This is a genomic window from Streptomyces sp. NPDC003697 (genome assembly GCF_053587115.1).
In genome coordinates, this window is sequence record NZ_JBSFNN010000013.1 from 48,492 (window position 1) to 68,264 (window position 19,773).

Sequence of the window (19,773 nt, forward strand, 5' to 3'; positions counted from 1 at the left end):
CCGTATCACAAACTATTTGATGAGGTCTTTACCTGAAGGGTGTGCTTACTGTCACACATGAGAATGACACTGCGCGTCTGTGCAGAAACGGAGCCGACTTGTCTGGTATTGGGGTGCTTTACTCCCCCACGAGTTGGCAACGCTTTAGTCAGATTCTTACCTTGAGCGTCAGCGTGACGTTTCCGCTTTGCCCCCGTCCCGGAGCCGCGCACGGGCGCCGAGGGCGGTCGCGCCGTTGACTCCGGACACTCCCGCCGCCACCGGCTCCTGGGGCTCACGGCGCTCCCGTGACACAGGGGACCCACCCGGCTCGGCCGACTGCGGGGCGGGCGCGGAGCCCTCGGAGGCGGACGCCGGCGCCGTTCCGGATACGGCCGCCGGCGCCGGGTCGTCCGGCTCCGAGGTGTCCGGCGTCGAGCCGTCCGGCGTGTCTGCCCGGCGGCGGTAGCGCGGCGGCACGAAGTGCTCCGCCCAGCGCGGTGCGCGGGGCGTGAAGCGGGGCAGCAGAAGCAGCACCAGACCGATCGCGCAGAGGAACACCACCCCCAGCACGATCCACATGGAGGCGGAGTTGACCGAGTAGGCGAGCGCGCCGAACGCGATCAGCGCCGACCAGAAGTACATGATCAGCACGGCGCGGCTGTGCGAGTGACCGATCTCCAGCAGCCGGTGGTGCAGGTGCCCCCGGTCGGCCGCGAACGGCGACTGGCCGCGCCAGGTGCGCCGCACGATGGCCAGCACCAGGTCGGCGGCCGGGATCGCGATGATCGTCAGCGGCATCAGCAGCGGGATGTAGATCGGCACCATCTGGTGCACCGCGTTGCGCTCGGACCCGCCGAACAGGTTGTCCGGGTCGACCTGCCCCGTGACGGAAATAGCGCCCGCGGCCAGTACCAGGCCGATCAGCATCGAGCCCGAGTCACCCATGAAGATGCGCGCGGGGTGGATGTTGTGCGGCAGGAAGCCGAGACACATGCCCATGAGGATGGCGGCGAACAGCGTCGCCGGGGCGGCGGCTTCGATTCCGTACGAATACCAGATGCGATAGGCGTACATGAAGAACACCGCCGACGCGATGCACACCATGCCGGCCGCGAGACCGTCCAGACCGTCCACGAAGTTCACGGCGTTGATGGTGACCACCACCAGCGCCACGGTCAGCAGCGTGCCCTGCCACTGGGTCAGCGCGACCGTGCCGACACCGGGCACCGGCAGCCACAGGATCGTCAAACCCTGCATGACCATCACGCCGGCCGCGATCATCTGCGCGCCCAGCTTGATCAGCGCGTCGATCTCGAACTTGTCGTCCAGCACGCCGATCAGCCAGATCAGCGCGGCCCCGGACAGCAGCGCCCGCGGCTCGTTGGACTTGGCGAAGACCTCGTTGAGGTTGGTGAGGTGGTCCGCGACCAGCAGCCCGGCGCACAGACCGAAGAACATCGCGATCCCGCCGAGCCGCGGAGTGGGTTCCCGGTGCACGTCACGCGCCCGGATCTCCGGCATCGCCCCCGCCACGATGGCGAACTTCCGTACCGGCCCGGTCAGCAGGTAGGTCACCGCCGCCGTGACGCAGAGCGTCAGCAGGTATTCACGCACGGGCTTCCCCACAGGTCTCGCTGGCCATCACAGCCCCACACCCTAGCGACGCGGGCATATCAATGGGGACTTCCGGGTAACGACCATGGTTGCACGCACAGCCGTGCACGGCGGAGGGGCCTACCCCGCCTCCGCCCGATACGGCGGAAATCTCCTCGTGAGCTCCCGCACATCGGCACGCGCCCGCACGGCGTCGATCTCGCCGCGCAGCACCTTCCCGCACAGCACCGCGATCCACTCCATCTCCTCCTGCTCCATCCCCTGCGTGGTCACCGCGGCGGTGCCCAGGCGCAGCCCGCGGGCGTCGGCGTGCGGCAGGGCGCAGCAGTCCAGCACCATCCCGGCGGCGGCGAGCAGTCCGCTGGCGGTGCGCCCGTCGGCGCCGAGCGGGGACGGGTCCGCGGTGATCAGGTGGGTGTCGGTGCCGCCGGTGGTGACGGCGAGGCCCTCGGCGGCCAGTCGTGCCGCGAGGACCTGCGCGTTCAGCACGACCTGCCGGGCGTACGCGGTGAACGCCGGCGTCGCCGCCTCGCCGAACGCGACGGCCTTCGCGGCGACGGCGTGCATCTGCGCCCCGGCCTGCGTGAAGGGGAAGACGGCGCGGTCGACGCGGTCGGCCAGCTCGTGCCCGCACAGGATCATCCCGCCGCGCGGCCCGCGCAGCACCTTGTGCGTGGTGGCGCACACCACGTCCGCGTACGGCACCGGGCTGGGCGCCGCGCCCCCGGCGACCAGCCCGATGGGGTGGGCGGCGTCGGCGATGAGATAGGCGCCGACCTCGTCGGCCACCTCGCGGAAGAAGGCGTAGTCGAGGTGGCGCGGGTAGGCGATGGACCCGCACACGATGGCCTTGGGGCGGTGCGTACGGGCCAGCGTGCGCACCTGCTCGTAATCCATGAGCCCGGTCTCGGCGTCGACGCCGTACCCGACGAAGTCGAACCAGCGGCCGGAGAAGTTCGACGGCGAGCCGTGTGTGAGGTGACCGCCGTACGCCAGGCCCAGGGCGAGGACGGTGTCGCCCGGGCGCAGCAGCGCCGCGTAGGCGGCCAGGACGGCGGAGGATCCCGAGTGCGGCTGGACGTTGGCGTGCTCGGCGCCGAAGAGCCGCCGGGCCCGCTCGACGGCCAGGCGCTCGGCGACGTCCACCATCTCGCAGCCGCCGTGGTGCCGGGCCCCCGGGTAGCCCTCGGCGTACTTGTTGGCGAGCGGCGAGCCGAGCGCGGCCAGCACGGCCGGCGAGGTGAAGTTCTCCGCCGCGATCAGCTGCAGCGTCGTCGACTGCCGTGCGAGTTCCCCGGCCAGGATGTCGGCCAGTTCGGGGTCCTGCCGTCGCAGGACATCGGCCTCGGGAGCGTGGGTGACCGGCATGGCGCACTCCGGGCGGTCGACGACGGCGTACGTCCAATGTAGGCCCGCCCCCGGCACCCCGCGCGATCACGCCACCCGCGAGGGTGCGGGGGCGCCCCGGACGGCCCCGGGAGCGCGCCTGGGCGCCGTGCGCTGCCCCGGGAAGGTGTCCGGAGGGATCCCCGGGTCCCGGCGGCACATCGTCGCCGGTGGTGGTGCCACGGCGCGGCCCCGGGCACGGGCCGGCGCCGAGCGCCCGCGTCAGGCTGGAACCGGGCTGGGAGCCGGTGCCGGGCGCCGACGTCAGGTGCGGGCCGGGCCGAGCGGCCACGTGAGGCACCGGCGTCAGGCCAGAGCGGCCGTGTCGGATGCCGACGTCGGGCACGGGCGGGGCCGCGCGACCGCGGCCGCGCGGGCGTCAGGTGCGGGCCGGGACGCCCGTGAGGGCCGTGACGACCGGGTCCAGGGCCTGGTGTATCTCGTCGCCGATCGACCGGAAGAACGTCAGCGGCGCCCCGTACGGGTCGTACACCTCGTCCGCCTCCGCCGTCGGCGCGAGGAGCCACCCGCGTAGAGCCGCGGCGGCGCGCACCAGGGCGCGGGCGCGTCCGACCAGACCGTCCTCCAGCGGCGGCAGGGTCGCCGTGTCTATCGCCCGCACCAGCCGGGTGAACTCCTTCAGCGTGAAGGTGCGCAGGCCCGCCGAGTGGCCCATGGAGATGACCTGGGCGCGGTGGTCGCGGGTCGCCGTGAGCACCAGGTCGGCGCGGATGACGTGCTCGTCCAGCAGCTCCCGGCCGGTGAAGCCGGAGGCGTCCGCGCCGAACTCGGCCAGCACGGTCTCCGCGTGCGCCTCCATCGGCGCGCCCTCGTGCCCCCAGGTGCCCGCGCTCTCCACGATCAGCCCGCCGCCCGCCCGGCCGCCGAGCCGGTCCGCCAGGAAGTGGCGGGTCAGGCGTTCGGTGATGGGTGAGCGGCACACGTTGCCGGTGCTGACGTGAAGGATGCGGAAGGTGTCGGGGGGGTGGCCCGGCCGCACCGGGAGCCCCGTCACGTCCCCGTCGCCTATGCCACGCCCCGGGTCAGGGGCCGTCAATTGGCCACCTCGAGGTCGGGTACGACCTTCCGCAGCTCCTCCGGCGACAGCGCGCCCTCGCGCAGCAGCACGGGGACCCTGCCGGTGACGTCGACGATGGAGGACGGGACGTTGCCCGGGGTCGGGCCGCCGTCGAGGTAGACGGACACGGAGTCGCCGAGCATCTCCCGCGCGGCGTCGCAGGTCTCCGGCGCGGGGTGGCCGGTGAGGTTGGCGGAGGACACGGCCATCGGGCCGACCTCGGTGAGCAGCTCGATGGCGACCGGGTGCAGCGGCATGCGCACTGCGACCGTGCCGCGGGTGTCGCCGAGGTCCCACTGCAGGGACGGCTGGTGCCGGGCGACCAGTGTCAGCGCGCCCGGCCAGAACGCGTCGACGAGCTCCCAGGCCGTCTCGGAGAAGTCCGTGACGAGTCCGTGCAGCGTGTTCGGGGAGCCGATGAGGACGGGCGTGGGCATGTTGCGGCCCCGGCCCTTGGCGTCGAGGAGGTCGGCGACGGCCTCCGCGGAGAACGCGTCGGCGCCGATGCCGTACACCGTGTCGGTCGGCAGCACCACCAGTTCGCCCCGGCGGACGGCTGAGGCGGCCTCGCGCAGACCCGTCACGCGGTCGGTCGCGTCGTTGGTGTCGTATCGCCGTGCCATGGTCAGCGGGCCTCCTCGTACACGTACTGCTGACATGAGGTCTGGGTGGGGGTCACGGCAGCGCCTTACGCGCGGTGGCGAACCGTGGCCTGTTGTTGAGATCGGGATGGTCGGCGGCGTCGGCCCAGCCCCGCTCGTCGGCGAAGATCCACGGCACCTGGCCGCCCTGGGTGTCCGCGTGCTCGATCACCACCACCCCGCCGGGGCGCAGCAGCCGGTGCGCGGTGCGTTCGATGCCGCGGATGAGGTCGAGGCCGTCCTCGCCGGAGAACAGGGCCATCTCCGGGTCGTAGTCCCGTGCCTCCGGGGCGACGTACTCCCACTCCGTGAGCGGGATGTACGGCGGGTTGGAGATGACCAGGTCGACCTGGCCGTCCAGGTCGGGGAAGGCGGTCAGGGCGTCGCCCCGGCGCAGGTCGACCCGGGAGCCCTCCACGTTCTTGCGGGTCCAGCGCAGCGCGTCCTCGCTCAGCTCCACGGCGTGCACCCTGCTGCGCGGCACCTCCTGGGCGAGGGCCAGGGCGATGGCGCCCGAGCCGGTGCACAGGTCGACGATGCACGGCTCGACGACGTCCATGGCCCGCACGGCGTCTATGGCCCAGCCGACGACCGACTCCGTCTCCGGCCGGGGCACGAACACGCCGGGGCCGACCTGGAGCTCCAGGTAGCGGAAGTAGGCGCGTCCGGTGATGTGCTGGAGCGGCTCGCGCTGCTCGCGGCGGGCGACGACCTCCCAGTAGCGGGCGTCGAAGTCGGCGTCCTTCACGGTGTGCAGCTGACCCCGCTTGACGCCGTGCACGAACGCGGCGAGCTCCTCCGCGTCGTTGCGCGGCGAGGGCACGCCGGCGACGGCCAGCCGCTGGGTGGCCTGTGCCACCTCCGCGAGCAGCACGCTGCGGGGGCCTGCCGGGCGCCTCCCAAATCCTTGCTGCACGCTGCGTCCTCCGGGGCTGAGCTGTCGTCCTGTTGCTGGTTCTCAGGCGGCCGCGAGCTTGGCGGCCGAGTCCGCGTCGACGCAGGCCTGGATCACGGCGTCGAGGTCGCCGTCCAGGACCTGGTCCAGGTTGTACGCCTTGAAACCGACGCGGTGGTCCGAGATGCGGTTCTCCGGGAAGTTGTAGGTGCGGATCTTCTCGGAGCGGTCGACGGTGCGGACCTGGCTGCGCCGGGCGTCGGCCGCCTCCTTCTCCGCCTCCTCCTGCGCCATGGCGAGCAGCCTCGAGCGCAGGATACGCATCGCCTGCTCCTTGTTCTGCAGCTGGCTCTTCTCGTTCTGGCAGGAGGCGACGACTCCGGTGGGCAGGTGCGTGATGCGCACCGCGGAGTCGGTGGTGTTGACGGACTGGCCGCCCGGGCCGGACGAGCGGTACACGTCGATCCGCAGGTCGTTCGGGTTGATCTCGACGTCGACCTCCTCGGCCTCCGGGGTCACCAGGACACCGGCGGCGGAGGTGTGGATGCGGCCCTGCGACTCGGTGGCCGGCACGCGCTGCACGCGGTGCACGCCGCCCTCGTACTTCAGGCGGGCCCACACGCCCTGGCCGGGCTCGATCTGCCCGCGCGTCTTCACGGCGACCTGGACGTCCTTGTAGCCGCCAAGCTCGGACTCGGTGGCGTCGATGATCTCGGTCTTCCAGCCGACGCGTTCGGCGTAGCGCAGGTACATGCGCAGCAGGTCGCCGGCGAACAGGGCGGACTCGTCGCCGCCCGCGCCCGCCTTGATCTCGAGGATGACGTCCTTGTCGTCGCTGGGGTCGCGCGGGACGAGCAGGAGGCGCAGCTTCTCGGTCAGTTCCTCGCGCTGCTTGTCGAGCACCTTGGCCTCGGCGGCGAAGTCCGGGTCGTCGGCCGCCAGTTCCCGCGCGGTCTCCACGTCGTCGCCGGTCTGCTTCCAGGAGCGGTACGTGGCGACGATCGGGGTGAGCTCGGCGTAGCGCTTGTTCAGCCTGCGCGCGTTGGCCTGGTCTGCGTGGACCGACGGGTCGGCGAGCTGCTTCTCCAGGTCGGCGTGCTCGGCGACGAGTTCCTCGACGGCCTCGAACATCTTTCGGCTCCTGATACTGCGGGGGAAGGGAAGGCGTGCGACCAAAAACGCCGGTCCCGGCCCACCCCGGCATGGGGGCGAGGCCGTGGACCGGCGAAGAGGGGCTCGCTACTTCTTGGAGCCGGCGGCAGCCTTGCCGAAGCGGGCCTCGAAGCGGGCCACACGGCCACCGGTGTCGAGGATCTTCTGCTTGCCCGTGTAGAACGGGTGGCACTCGGAGCAGACCTCGGCCCGGATGGTGCCGGAATCGATCGTGCTGCGGGTGGTGAACGACGCGCCGCAGGTGCAGCTGACCTGCGTCTCGACGTACTCGGGGTGGATGTCGCGCTTCAAGGTGTCTCCTAGGATCGGGAGGGCGCCGGGTCGCGGACGCGGGATGCGGACGCGTGAACCGGAGCCGACGTACCAGTCTGCCAGGACTGGGCGCATCCCCCAAAACCGGGGGACACGCCGAGGTATTCCCCGCCGCTCCCCCGCCCCTGTACGCCGCCCTCGCCACCCGCGCTTCCGTGGTTCGTGGCGCGCCCTCCGAGCCGGGGCGACCGCCCCGTACCGCCGCCTCCGGCCGTCCCCGGGCCGCCTTACCACGGCCGCGTCGTCGCCGCCCGTGCGGAGGTCACCACGCCGTTCGCCTCGCCCGTGGCCGTGTCCCGGGTCGCGCTCGCCGGGACGGGCCGGTCCGCGCGCAGGGCGGTCCACACCTGCTTCGCCTTGGCCTCCTCGATGACGACCCGGTTGGCGTTCCCGGGGTCGTAGCGCACCGGCAGCGTCACCATCGTCATGTTCGACGAGTCGATGCCCTTGGCACCGTCCGCGAAGGACATCAGGGAGTTCACCGAGCCGAGCCCGGAGTCGGTCGTCATGGCCTTGGTGGCGGTGTCGGCGAGCTTGTAGAGCTTCTTGGGGTTGGTGAGCACGCCGATCCGGTCGATCCGGTCGGCCAGTGCCCCGACGAAGGCCTGCTGGAGCTGGATGCGGCCGAGGTCGGAGCCGTCGCCGACGCCGTGCCGGGTGCGCACCAGGCCGAGGGCCTGGGCGCCGTCGAGCGTGTGCGTGCCGGCCGGGAGTCTCAGGTGGCTGTCGGGGTCGTCGATGGCCCGGGTGGTGGTGACGCGGACGCCGCCGAGCTCGTCGATCAGCCGCTGGAAGCCGCTGAAGTCGACCTCCAGGTAGTGGTCCATGCGGAGGCCGGTCATGGACTCGACGGTCTTCACCGCGCAGGTGGCGCCGCCGGTGGTGTACGCGGAGTTGAACATCACACCGCGCGCGGCGCCGTGCGCCGCCCCGTCGGGGCTGGTGCATTCGGGCCGGTCGACGAGGGTGTCGCGCGGAATGGACACCACGCTCGCCCTCCGGTGGCCCTCGTGGAGGTGCACGATCATCGCCGTGTCGGAGCGGGCGGTGCCGTCGTCGCTGCCGCCGCCGAGTTTCCTGTTGCTGCCGGAACGGGTGTCGGAACCGAGGACGAGGATGTTCTCGGAGCCGTTGCCGGCCTTCGCGGGCCGGTCGCCGCCGAGGATCTGGTCGATGTCGACCGTCCTGAGGTTTCCGTTGAACCTGGAGTACAGGTAGCCGGCGCCGGTGCCGCCGAGCACGACGACTCCCACGGCGGTCCACGCGGCCGCCACGAGGGCCCTGCGCCGCCCGGGGTGCCGCGTGCGGCGGCGGTACGTCCCGGCTCTTCCCCCCGGTATGCCGGGGTCCGGCGTGCTGTCGGCAGTCATGCGCTCCTCAACTCTGCTCGGGACGGACGGCTACCCCCTGATCGCGGGGTCAGACCCGGGTCCGCGTCACTCACCTCCGGCACCGCGTGCGTCCCTGGTGCTGCCGGCTCCCCCGCTCCGGTCCCACGCGAGCGCGTTCCGTGGGCGGGGGCGTCCGTGAGCCGGGGCCGTGCCCGTCCCTCCATCGTCGCCCCGCACGGTCGGACGGGTGAACTCGAACGGGTGGCGACGCGGCGGGTCCGCCCGGCGCCCGGACCGGCACACCGGCGGGACGACGCCCGGCTCCCCGCTCTGACCTGCGCTGTCCACGGCCGGGGCAGCCCTCGCACCGGGAGCGTCCCCCGGTCGGACGGTCGCGCCGGCGCGACGGCCCGCTGTCGCGGAGGGTCCCGCACGGCGAAAGGGCCGCCCCCGTGACGGGAGCGGCCCTTTCGGGTGAAGCACGTACCTCAGTCGCCGTTGCCCGGCGTCGGGGTCGTCTTCTGGATCTGCATCAGGAACTCGGCGTTCGACTTCGTCTGCTTCATCTTGTCGAGGAGCAGCTCGATCGCCTGCTGCGAGTCGAGGGCGTGCAGCACCCGGCGCAGCTTCCAGACGATGCCCAGCTCCTCGGCGCCGAGCAGGATCTCCTCCTTGCGGGTGCCGGACGCGTCGACGTCCACCGCGGGGAAGATGCGCTTGTCGGCGAGCTTCCGGTCGAGCTTGAGCTCCATGTTGCCGGTGCCCTTGAACTCCTCGAAGATCACCTCGTCCATGCGGGACCCGGTGTCCACCAGGGCGGTGGCGAGGATGGTCAGCGAGCCGCCGTCCTCGATGTTGCGGGCCGCGCCGAAGAAGCGCTTCGGCGGGTACAGGGCGGTCGAGTCGACACCACCGGACAGGATGCGGCCGGAGGCCGGGGCGGCGAGGTTGTACGCACGGCCCAGACGGGTGATCGAGTCCAGCAGGACGACCACGTCGTGGCCCAGCTCCACCAGGCGCTTGGCCCGCTCGATGGCGAGTTCGGCGACCGTGGTGTGGTCCTCGGCCGGGCGGTCGAAGGTCGAGGAGATGACCTCGCCCTTGACCGACCGCTGCATGTCGGTGACCTCTTCCGGACGCTCGTCGACGAGGACGACCATCAGGTGGCACTCGGGGTTGTTGTGCGTGATCGCGTTGGCGACCGCCTGCATGATCATGGTCTTGCCGGTCTTCGGCGGGGCCACGATCAGACCGCGCTGGCCCTTGCCGATCGGCGACACGAGGTCGATGATCCGGGTGGTCAGCACGCCCGGGTCGGTCTCCAGGCGCAGCCGGTCCTGCGGGTACAGCGGCGTCAGCTTGTTGAACTCCGGCCGCCCGCGGCCGTGTTCGGGCGCCATGCCGTTGACGGAGTCGAGGCGGACCAGCGCGTTGAACTTCTCGCGGCGCTCGCCCTCCTTCGGCTGGCGGACCGCGCCGGTGAGGTGGTCGCCCTTGCGCAGGCCGTTCTTGCGGACCTGGGCGAGGGAGACGTACACGTCGTTCGGGCCCGGCAGGTAGCCGGAGGTCCGGATGAAGGCGTAGTTGTCGAGGATGTCCAGGATGCCCGCGACCGGGATGAGGACGTCGTCCTCGGCGATCTGCGGCTCCTGCACGTCGTCACGCCCGCGACGGCCACGGCGGTCGCGGTAGCGGCCGCGACGGCCCCGGCGGCCGCCCTCGAAGTCGTCGTCCTCGTCGACCCGCTGGCGGTCCTGCCGGCCGCCGCCCTGCTGCTGCTGGTTCTGCTGCTGGCGCTGGCCGCCCTGCTGGTCGTCGCCCTTGCCACGGCGGTCGCGATCGCGGTCGCGGTCACGGTCCCGCTCGCGGTCACGGCCGCGCTCGCGGCGGTCACGGCGGCGGCCCTCGCCGCCGTCGGCGGAGTCGGACCGGCCGTCGCCCTGCTGCTGGGCCGACGTCTCGGCCTTCGACTCGTTCTTCACCTCGGCGGCGGCCGTCTCGGGGCTGCCCGCCTCGGCGGTGGCACGACGCCGACGGCGCTCGGCGGGGGCGTCGTCCCCGCCGCGCTCGCCCTCGCCCGCGCGGGAGGGGCCGCCGGCCGGCTGGCCGGGGATCTCGATCTGCTGCGCGGCGGCGCTCTCGGCAGGGGTCTCGGCCGGGGCGGCGTTCTTCACGCCCTTCTCGGCTTCGTCATCCGTGCGGGCGCGGGAGGTGGCGCGGCGCTTCGGCTTCTCGGTGGCGGTCTCGGCGGACGCCGCGGCCTTGGCCGGAGCGGAGCCGTTCGCCTGCGCCTCCTTGATGACCTCGATCAGCTGGCTCTTGCGCATACGCGCGGTGCCTCTGATGCCGAGGCCGGATGCGACCTGCTGCAGCTCGGCCAGCACCATGCCCTCGAGGCCGGTACCGCGGCGCCGCCGGGAGCCGGCACCGGTGGCAGGCGCGGAGGCGTCCGTGGAGGGCGCGGCAGCGGTCTCCTCGACACGTGCGCCCATCAGATCGGTGGTGTCGCTCACGAAGGGTCCTTCCCTGGAGCGGACGTCGGCCTGTCTGGCTCGGCGACCGGTTGTGCTGTCCGGCTTCGGTCCTTGCTGTGCGGACCGTGCCGGGGCGGTAATCCGCCTGAGCGGCGGAAGAGATTTCTGGTGATGGCGCTTCCTCGACGAACCGTGGCAGCGAGTGTCACGTGGCGTGGTCGCACCGGTTCCGAAGCTCCCCCAGAGGGGGTACCCCCACCAGCGGGCCGCTCAGTGTCCGTGGACGACGTACCAGCCCAGGTACGGCGTACACCACACAGTGCGGCTTGGGGAGCTCCCGGAAGAATGTCTGTCCCGGACGGGGACACGAAGCACCTCGCCATGGTGGGGTCGGGTGCTGACTTGAGGTTAACACTACCGGATCCAACAAACATTCCCCCTTCCGAAATCCGGCAACCGCGTGTCAGGGAGCGAGCGGAAGCACGCTCGCTCCCTGCAGATCGAGGCTCAGCCGGTTGGCGGCCCAGTCGTGGCCCGCCAGTTGTTCCACCTTGTCGGCGGTGCCCGCGTCGGCCAGTGCCATGACCGTCGGACCGGCGCCGGAGATCACCGCGGGGATGCCGTCGGCCCGCAGCCGCGCCACCAGCGCGGCGCTCTCCGGCATGGCCGGGGCGCGGTACTCCTGGTGCAGCCGGTCCTCGGTGGCCGGCAGCAGCAGCTCGGGGCGCCTGGTCAGCGCCTCGACGAGCAGGGCGGCGCGGCCCGCGTTGACGGCGGCGTCGACGTGCGGCACGGTGCGCGGCAGCAGACCGCGCGCGGTCTCGGTCAGGACTGGCTTCCCGGGCACGAAAACCACCGGAACGATGGAATCGGCGGGATCCATCCTGATCGCCCGTGCGCCGCCGGCCTCCATCCAGGCCAGGGTGAAGCCGCCGCGCAGACAGGCCGCGACGTTGTCGGGGTGGCCCTCGATCTCGGTGGCGAGGTCGAGCAGCGCGGCGTCGTCGAGCTTCGCCTCGCCGCCTATCGTCACCGCGCGGGCGGCGACGATGCCGGCGCAGATGGCTGCGGAGGAGGAGCCGAGGCCGCGGCCGTGCGGGATGCGGTTGGCGCAGACGATCTCCAGGCCGCGCGGCTGGCCGCCGAGGACGTCGAAGGCGGTGCGCAGGGAGCGTACGAGCAGGTGCCTCTCGTCGCGTGGGAGGGTCTCGCCGCCCTCGCCCGCGATGTCGACGTGCAACCCGGAGTCGGCCACCCGGACGACCACGTCGTCGTAGAGCCCCAGCGCGAGGCCCAGGGCGTCGAAGCCCGGACCGAGGTTGGCGCTGGTGGCGGGGACGCGCACCCGGACGGCGGCGGCGCGGAACGCTGGACCGGCCATCGCTCGTTGACTCTCCTTGAGCTGCGTGACTGTCGACTGCCGAGGACATTCGACGACGTACGAGAACCCTCGGGGCCGCGTCGGGCCGAGCGGCCTGCCGGGTCCGGGCCGCGGAGACGGCGCGGACCCGCGGCATATGCGGCGGTGGGTTCGGTACAGCCTATCGAAGGAAGGTTCTGTGGCGACACAGGGCGCACGGGAGGCGCACGATGCGTGTCGCCGGCCCTGTGTGCACCCACCTGGGATGTTCCCACCCCGGGTCCGTCGTACACGGACGCGCCGTCCACCCGTCCGCACGGGCGCCGCAGCCGCCGCACCGCCCCGCGCGCCGACCCGGCCGGACGCGACGGACGCGACGGACGCGAACGGGAGGGTATGCCGGACGGAAGGGGCGGCCGGACGGGGCGGCCCCGGACGGCGGGCGGGCGTGCCGGGCATGCCGGGCGGATGCGGTGACCGGCCGTGGCCGTCCGCGGTGGTCGTCCGCGGTGGTCGCGAACGATGGCCCGGCGGGGGCCGGTCGCGGTGGCCGTGCAGGCCGGGCGGCCGCGGTGGTCGCGAACGGCGGACGGACGGTGGCCGGTCGCAGTGGCCACGCACGCCCGGCCGGACGCACTAGCCGCAAACCGCGGGCGGACGGTGGCCGGAGGCAGTGGCCACGCACGCCGCGCCGGACGCAGCGGCTGCGAACGGCGGCCGGGCGTGCCGGCCGAGCGGGGACCGGACGCGGCGGCCGGTGACCGGCCCGCTCCCGGGCCCCGCGCCGGCCGCCGTCCGTCTCAAGCCAGGCCCAGCCGCTGCGCCGCCGTCACCGCGTCCACGGGCACGGTCACCGGCTGCGGCGCACCCGCGACGGCCCAGTCGGGGTCCTTCAGGCCGTTGCCGGTGACGGTGCACACGATCCGCTGGCCCGGGTCGACCCTGCCCTGCTCGGCGGCCTTCAGCAGACCGGCGACGGACGCGGCGGACGCCGGCTCGACGAACACACCCTCCTGCGCGGCCAACAGCCGGTAGGCGCGCAGGATCTCACGGTCCGTCACCTCGTCGATGAGGCCGCCGGACTCGTCCCGCGCCGCCAGCGCGAAATGCCACGAAGCCGGGTTGCCGATACGGATCGCGGTGGCGATGGTCGACGGGTCCTTGACGACCTCGCCGCGCACGATCGGGGCGCTGCCGGACGCCTGGAAGCCCCACATCCGCGGGGTGCGCCGGGCGACACCGTCGGCGGCGTACTCCTTGTAACCCTTCCAGTAGGCCGTGATGTTGCCCGCGTTGCCGACCGGAAGGACATGGATGTCGGGCGCGTCGCCGAGCATGTCGACGATCTCGAAGGCAGCCGTCTTCTGCCCCTCGATGCGCACCGGGTTGACCGAATTCACCAGCGCCACCGGGTAGTTGTCGCTGAGCGACCGGGCGAGGGTGAGGCAGTCGTCGAAGTTGCCCTCGACCTGGAGGATCTTCGCGCCGTGCACGAGGGCCTGGCCCATCTTGCCGAGCGCGATCTTGCCCTGCGGGACGAGGACGGCGCACACCATGCCGGCGCGCACGGCGTACGCGGCCGCGGAGGCCGACGTGTTGCCCGTGGAGGCGCAGATGACGGCCTTCGCGCCCTCCTCCTTCGCCCGGGTGATGGCCATCGTCATGCCGCGGTCCTTGAAGGACCCGGTCGGGTTCGCGCCCTCGACCTTGAGGTGCACCTCGCAGCCGGTGCGCTCGGAGAGCACCTGCGCGGGCACGAGGGGCGTACCGCCCTCACGGAGCGTCACGACCGGCGTGCTGCCGGACACCGGCAGCCGGTCCCGGTACTCCTCGATGATTCCGCGCCACTGGTGGGTCATTGCTGGTTACTCTCCTTCAACCCGCATGATGCTGGCGACACCCCGCACGGTGTCGAGGTTGCGCAGCGCCTCGACGGTCCCGTTCAGGGAGGCGTCGGACGCACGGTGGGTGACGACGACGAGGGAGGCCTCTCCCGTACCGCCGAATTCGCCGGAGTAGGAGGCCCCCTCCTTGCCCTGCTGGCGGACCGTGTCGATGGACACGCCGTGCTCGGCGAACACGGTGGCGACCTGGGCGAGGACGCCGGGCTTGTCGGCCACGTCGAGGCTGATGTGGTAGCGCGTGACGACGTCGCCCATGGGCGAGACGGGCAGCGCCGCGTACGCGGACTCGCCGGGGCCGGTGGTGCCGCTCAGCCGGTTGCGGCAGACCGCGACGAGGTCGCCGAGCACGGCGGAGGCGGTGGGCGCGCCACCGGCGCCGGGGCCGTAGAACATGAGCTGCCCGGCGGCGTCCGACTCGACGAAGACCGCGTTGTAGGCGCCGCGCACGGAGGCCAGCGGATGGCTGAGCGGGATCATCGCCGGGTGCACGCGCGCGGTGACGGACCCGCCGTCCGCGGCCCGCTCGCAGATGGCGAGCAACTTGATCGTGCAGCCCATCTCCTTGGCGGAGACGAAGTCGGCGGCGGTGACCTCGGTCATGCCCTCGCGGTGGACGTCGTCGAGCCGTACGCGGGTGTGGAAGGCCATGCCGGCGAGGATGGCCGCCTTGGCGGCGGCGTCGAAGCCCTCGACGTCGGCGGTCGGGTCGGCCTCGGCGTACCCCAGGGCGGTGGCCTCGTCGAGCGCCTCCTGGTAGCCGGCGCCGGAGGAGTCCATCTTGTCGAGGATGAAGTTGGTCGTCCCGTTGACGATGCCGAGCACGCGGTTGACCTTGTCCCCGGCGAGGGACTCGCGCAGCGGCCGGATCAGCGGGATCGCACCGGCGACGGCGGCCTCGTAGTAGAGGTCCCTGCCGTGCTCCTCCGCCGCCGCGTGCAGGGCGGCGCCGTCCTGGGCGAGGAGGGCCTTGTTGGCGGAGACGACGGAGGCGCCGTGCTCGAAGGCGGTCGTGATGAGGGTCCGGGCGGGCTCGATGCCGCCGATGACCTCGACGACCACGTCGATGTCGCCCCGTTTGACGAGCGCGGTCGCGTCCGTGGTGACCAGGGCCGGATCGATGCCCTCGCGCACCCTGGAGGGCCGCCGCACGGCCACGCCCGCAAGCTCCACGGGGGCGCCGATCCGGGCGGCGAGGTCGTCGGCGTGCGTCGTCATGATGCGCGCCACCTCGGAGCCGACGACCCCACAGCCCAGCAGCGCCACCTTCAGCGGACGCGTACGCATCATCCGACCTCGTTTCCTCATACCGTCTACGGCTGAACCAGTCTCACTCACCGGACGACACTTTCTGTCCCTTCGTCCGGATCGTGAGACGTTTATTTCGTTTTCGCACCGCGGGGGACCGGAAGATGTCCCGCCCCCGCAGCGCACGCGTCACTCCGCGTCAAGGCGCCACCGCCACGTCGGAGGCGCCACCTCCCCGTCAAGGCGCCACCACAGCGTCGGAGGGCCGCCCGCGGCCGAAGGGACACCTGTGGCCAAAGGGCCGCCCGCGGCCGAGGAGCCCGCGCGCCGAGGCGCGACCCCGCGGCGTGAGAGGGCACCACCCCGTGCCGACGGGCCGCCCCGCGCCGGGCCTCATCCCACGTCGAGGCGCAGCAGGTCCTCCTCCGTCTCCCGCCGGACGATGACCCGGGCCGCGCCGTCGCGGACGGCGACGACCGGCGGACGCAGCACGTGGTTGTAGTTGCTCGCCATGGAACGGCAGTACGCGCCGGTGGCCGGCACGGCGATGAGGTCGCCCGGGGCCAGGTCGGCGGGCAGGAACGCGTCCTTCACCACGATGTCACCGCTCTCACAGTGCTTGCCGACCACGCGGACCAGCATCGGCTCCGCCTCCGAGCTGCGCGAGACCAGCGCGACGCTGTACTCGGCGTCGTACAGGGCCGTCCGGATGTTGTCGGACATGCCCCCGTCGACCGAGACGTAGGTGCGCAGCCCCTCCAGCGGCTTGACCGTGCCGACCTCGTAGAGCGTGAAGGCGGTGGGGCCGGCGATGGCGCGCCCCGGCTCGACGGAGATGCGGGGCGTGCGCAGCCGGGCCGCCTCGCACTCGCGCGTGACGATGTCGGTGAGCGCCTTGGCGATCTCGTGCGGCTCACGCGGGTCGTCACCGCTCGTGTACGCGATGCCGAGCCCGCCGCCCAGGTCGATCTCGGGGAGCTCGACGCCGTGCTCGTCGCGGATGTCCCTGAGCAGTCCCACGACCCGGTGCGCGGCCACCTCGAAGCCGGACATGTCGAAGATCTGCGACCCGATGTGGCTGTGGATGCCGACCAGTTCGATCCCGTCGAGCTGGAGGGCGCGGCGCACGGCCTCGGTGGCCTGCCCCCCGGCGAGCGGGATGCCGAACTTCTGGTCCTCGTGCGCGGTGGCGATGAACTCGTGGGTGTGAGCCTCGACACCGACGGTGACGCGGATCTGCACCCGCTGCCGCTTCCCGAGGGACTGCGCGATGTGGGCGACGCGGACGATCTCCTGGAAGGAGTCGAGCACGATGCGCCCGACGCCGCCCTCGACGGCCCGGCGGATCTCTGCCGTGGACTTGTTGTTGCCGTGGAAGGCGATGCGCTCGGCGGGCATCCCGCCGGACAGCGCGGTGGCCAGCTCGCCGCCCGAGCAGACGTCGAGGTTCAGCCCCTCCTCGTCCAGCCACCGCACGACCGCACGCGACAGGAACGCCTTGCCGGCGTAGAAGACGTCGGCGCCGTCACCGAACGCGCTGCGCCAGGCACGGGCCCGGGAACGGAAGTCGGCCTCGTCGAGGACGTAGGCGGGGGTGCCGAACTCCTCGGCGATCCGGCCGACGGGGACACCGCCGACGGTGACGGCGCCGTCGGCGTCGCGGGTGACGGTCTCGGCCCAGACCTTCGGGTCGAGGGCGTTGAGGTCGGCGGGCGGGGCGGAGTAGTGCCCCTCGGGCAGGACATCGGCGTGACGGGGCCCGGCGGGGTGGGCGGAACGGCTCATGGTCGTGTCGTGCGCTTCCTCAGAGATGGTCGGGTGCGTCGATGCCGAGCAGGGACAGGCCGCCGGCCAGCACCGTCCCGGCGGCTTCGGCGAGGGCGAGCCGGGCACGGTGGGCGGCCGAGGGTTTCTCCTCCCCGCGCGGCAGCACCCCGGCCATCAGGGGCAGCACGGCGTCGGCGACGTCGACGAGATGCCGGGCGAGCCGGTCGGGAGCACGGTGCCCCGCGGCCCGGGCGAGGACACGGGGGTGGTCGGCGAGGCAGGCGAGCAGCCCCTCGGCGCCGATCACGGCCCCGGGCCGGGCGTGAAACCCCAGGTCGGCGGCGTTGCGCCGGAGAGCCCGGGTGCGGGCGTGGGCGTACCGCACGCGGAACAGAGGGTTGCTCTCCCGCTGGACCAGATGTTCGTCACCGATACGGGGCCGGTCGTGCACGGCGGGGTGAAGCAGCGCCCAGCGAGCGGCGTCGCGCCCGAGGGACAGGGGGTCGGCGGGGGCGGGGACGGGGCGGAGGGGGGTGGTGCGGCCGGGGGCGGGGGCGGGACGGACGACGGCCTGCGTCTCGGCTGCCCCACCTGCGTCGACATGCACGCCGAGCACGGCCTCCCACTCGGGCGGAGGCGGCGCGTCACAGCTCGTACGCACGACGGCGCCCTGCGACCGAAGCAGCCGTGCGACGACGTCCATGACGACGAGAGCACGCACTTCAAGAGGACAGTGCAACCGGACGGCGGAGGCTCCGGACCGGCCGACACGGCTGCCGCCGTCACCGCAGCCACTGCCGCTGTTGGTGTTGCTGTTGGTGTTGCTGTTGCTGTTGCTGTTGCTGTCCACGAAGCCGTAGCGCGTCCCCCGCCGCAGGATCTCCTCCACAAGGTGGGCGGAGGCGGCCGGGCGCAGGCTGATGTTGAGGAACCCGGGCCCGGTGACAGCGACGTCGCCGACGCCATCGGCGCCGGCGAGGTGCGGCCGGAGGATCTCGGCGACGCGTAGGGGCGGCTGCCCGGCGGGACGGGCGAGCTGGAGGGCGATGTTGGTGGCGTAGTCACCGCAGCCGCCGGGCCCCGGGGCGGTCACCACGGCCCGCTCCGGCACGGCCACGCTCAGCTGCCCCTCGTCGACAGCATGACGCACCGCGCGCAGCACGGTGCGGGACAGCTCGACGGGATTCACGCCGACCAGCGTAGGGGAGGAGGGGGGTGGGTAGGCGAACGAGTTCGGTGAGGGTCCGGGATGTGGACAGAGAGGGGACGAGCGAAGCCGACTCCCGTCCCGGACACTGACCCGGGGCGGCGCCCCCTGCACAGGTCACGCGACCTGGCTGAGGACGGCGGAGAGGCGGCGGGGCGCACCAGCAGCCGCTCCCCTTCCCGCCGCACCACTGGCGACATGTGTGACGAAGGGAACCCACCAGCACCAGTCAGCCGACACACAAGCCGACTGACCGGCTCACTCCCCTGGGATATCGCGCACCGAAGACCCAGCCCCGATGAGTCAGGCACGGCACGGCCATCGAGTCGGCCGCCCGTGATCAGCTACCAGCACTCCCAGCCGGCTCGGCCTCTCCGGCACTGAGGGAGCCCTGAGACCTGAGGAAGTCCTGCGACCCTGCGGCCGCCCGCCCAGAACCGCCCCCACTCCCCTGCCCCTCGCACCCGCCACGCGCCGCCTGCCCCTCCAGCAACTGCCGCACCAGGCGCACGAGCTCCGCGGGCTCGAAGGGCTTGGCGAGGAAGGCGTCCACACCGACGTCGAGGCCGGCATCGACCTCGTACTGGCTACAGGCGCTCACGATCGCGAGAGGCAGATGGTGCGTCCGCGGGTCCGCGCGGAGCCGCGCGGCGGTCCGGAGCCCGTCGAGCCGCGGCATGACGACATCGAGGGTCACGACGTCGGGCCGCACCTCATGCACGACATCCAGACACTCGGCACCATCGGCCGCGGTCACCACCTCGAGACCCTCAAGCTCGAGGTTGACCCTGATCAACTGCCGGATGACCTTGTTGTCGTCCACAACAAGCACCCGGCCCGACGCCCCTGGCACAACTCGAGAGTAGGTCGGGACCGGCCATCGCGTCCGGGCTTTCCCCACTTCCACCCCCGTGCGGGGGAGCGCTCGCCCGGGCGGCCGAAGACCGCGCCGACGGCCACGCCAGGGAAAACGTTCATGACCACCCCGACAGAGCTGGTAGTGTTCTACCCGTCACCGCGCACTGAACGCGCAGGACACGCCCCCGTAGCTCAGGGGATAGAGCAACGGCCTCCGGAGCCGTGTGCGCAGGTTCGAATCCTGCCGGGGGCACCTCGAAGAAGGTGCCAAAAGACCCCGTCACCAGCGAAAACGCTGAAGGCGGGGTCTTCGTGTCTGTGCAGGCGTGTGCCGCCCGAAGCGGCCGTATGTCGGCGTCCGTGGACTATTCGTGGACAGGATCTTGAGACGTCTGCCCAGGTCAGCCCCGGCAAACAGCAAGGCCCCCGGACAAGTGCAGGAGCCTGAGGGTCGGTTGATCGGCGGTGACCCTAGTAGCCCATCTCGGTCGGCTGACCGTCGCGGTAGAGCACAGTGCAGTGGCCGCGTCCTGAGGGCAAAAAACA

15 protein-coding genes and 1 tRNA gene are annotated in these 19,773 nt (G+C 72.3%); 1 reads left to right on the plus strand and 15 read right to left on the minus strand.

Annotated elements, in window-relative coordinates:
• Positions 1 to 168: 168 nt before the first annotated feature.
• The 15 genes from ACWDNY_RS07920 to ACWDNY_RS07990 all read right to left on the minus strand — a co-directional run bounded on the left by ACWDNY_RS07920 (position 169) and on the right by ACWDNY_RS07990 (position 19,201).
• Positions 169 to 1,596, minus strand: a complete 1,428-nt coding sequence (locus tag ACWDNY_RS07920; protein ID WP_451644854.1) for an undecaprenyl/decaprenyl-phosphate alpha-N-acetylglucosaminyl 1-phosphate transferase — start codon at positions 1,594 to 1,596, stop codon at positions 169 to 171.
• Between the two features lie 120 nt (positions 1,597 to 1,716).
• Entirely contained in the window at positions 1,717 to 2,964 is a 1,248-nt protein-coding gene (locus ACWDNY_RS07925) for a serine hydroxymethyltransferase (RefSeq protein WP_451644855.1), read from the minus strand.
• A gap of 397 nt (positions 2,965 to 3,361) precedes the next feature.
• A complete protein-coding gene (locus ACWDNY_RS07930; protein ID WP_451644856.1) occupies positions 3,362 to 4,039 on the minus strand; it encodes an arsenate reductase/protein-tyrosine-phosphatase family protein in 678 nt (225 codons plus the stop codon).
• Positions 4,036 to 4,683 carry an L-threonylcarbamoyladenylate synthase gene (locus tag ACWDNY_RS07935; RefSeq protein ID WP_451644857.1) on the minus strand — a complete coding sequence of 216 codons (648 nt, stop codon included), beginning with the start codon at positions 4,681 to 4,683 and terminating at the stop codon, positions 4,036 to 4,038. The genes ACWDNY_RS07930 and ACWDNY_RS07935 overlap by 4 nt, the downstream gene beginning before the upstream one ends.
• Before the next feature lie 52 nt (positions 4,684 to 4,735).
• The gene (gene prmC, locus ACWDNY_RS07940) at positions 4,736 to 5,575 is read right to left on the minus strand and encodes a peptide chain release factor N(5)-glutamine methyltransferase (protein ID WP_451644902.1); all 840 of its coding nucleotides are present in this window, start codon (positions 5,573 to 5,575) and stop codon (positions 4,736 to 4,738) included.
• An 84-nt stretch (positions 5,576 to 5,659) separates the two neighbouring features.
• A complete protein-coding gene (gene prfA / locus ACWDNY_RS07945) occupies positions 5,660 to 6,727 on the minus strand; it encodes a peptide chain release factor 1 (RefSeq protein ID WP_451644858.1) in 1,068 nt (355 codons plus the stop codon).
• A 108-nt stretch (positions 6,728 to 6,835) separates the two neighbouring features.
• Positions 6,836 to 7,060 carry a 50S ribosomal protein L31 gene (gene rpmE / locus ACWDNY_RS07950; RefSeq protein WP_018571447.1) on the minus strand — a complete coding sequence of 75 codons (225 nt, stop codon included), beginning with the start codon at positions 7,058 to 7,060 and terminating at the stop codon, positions 6,836 to 6,838.
• 248 nt (positions 7,061 to 7,308) lie between these two features.
• A complete protein-coding gene (locus ACWDNY_RS07955) occupies positions 7,309 to 8,451 on the minus strand; it encodes an LCP family protein (RefSeq protein WP_451644859.1) in 1,143 nt (380 codons plus the stop codon).
• Positions 8,452 to 8,900: 449 nt separating this feature from the next.
• On the minus strand, positions 8,901 to 10,925 hold the full coding sequence (gene rho, locus ACWDNY_RS07960; RefSeq protein WP_451644860.1) for a transcription termination factor Rho: 2,025 nt from the start codon (positions 10,923 to 10,925) through the stop codon (positions 8,901 to 8,903).
• A gap of 424 nt (positions 10,926 to 11,349) precedes the next feature.
• Positions 11,350 to 12,267 (minus strand): homoserine kinase, encoded by a 918-nt coding sequence (thrB, locus tag ACWDNY_RS07965; protein WP_451644861.1) that lies wholly within the window; start codon positions 12,265 to 12,267, stop codon positions 11,350 to 11,352.
• A gap of 779 nt (positions 12,268 to 13,046) precedes the next feature.
• Complete coding sequence (thrC, locus tag ACWDNY_RS07970; RefSeq protein ID WP_451644862.1) at positions 13,047 to 14,105, minus strand: threonine synthase; 1,059 nt, start codon at positions 14,103 to 14,105, stop codon at positions 13,047 to 13,049.
• A gap of 6 nt (positions 14,106 to 14,111) precedes the next feature.
• Positions 14,112 to 15,437, minus strand: coding sequence for a homoserine dehydrogenase (locus ACWDNY_RS07975; protein ID WP_451644863.1), 1,326 nt, complete (start codon positions 15,435 to 15,437; stop codon positions 14,112 to 14,114).
• Between the two features lie 351 nt (positions 15,438 to 15,788).
• Complete coding sequence (lysA, locus tag ACWDNY_RS07980; protein WP_451644864.1) at positions 15,789 to 17,180, minus strand: diaminopimelate decarboxylase; 1,392 nt, start codon at positions 17,178 to 17,180, stop codon at positions 15,789 to 15,791.
• Between the two features lie 19 nt (positions 17,181 to 17,199).
• Positions 17,200 to 18,351, minus strand: coding sequence for an ArgS-related anticodon-binding protein NrtL (gene nrtL, locus ACWDNY_RS07985; protein WP_451644865.1), 1,152 nt, complete (start codon positions 18,349 to 18,351; stop codon positions 17,200 to 17,202).
• Positions 18,352 to 18,709: 358 nt separating this feature from the next.
• The gene (locus tag ACWDNY_RS07990) at positions 18,710 to 19,201 is read right to left on the minus strand and encodes a response regulator (RefSeq protein ID WP_451644866.1); all 492 of its coding nucleotides are present in this window, start codon (positions 19,199 to 19,201) and stop codon (positions 18,710 to 18,712) included.
• A 207-nt stretch (positions 19,202 to 19,408) separates the two neighbouring features.
• Here ACWDNY_RS07990 and ACWDNY_RS07995 point away from each other — a divergent pair.
• Positions 19,409 to 19,480: transfer RNA gene (locus ACWDNY_RS07995), tRNA-Arg, on the plus strand.
• The last annotated feature ends 293 nt before the right edge of the window (positions 19,481 to 19,773 follow it).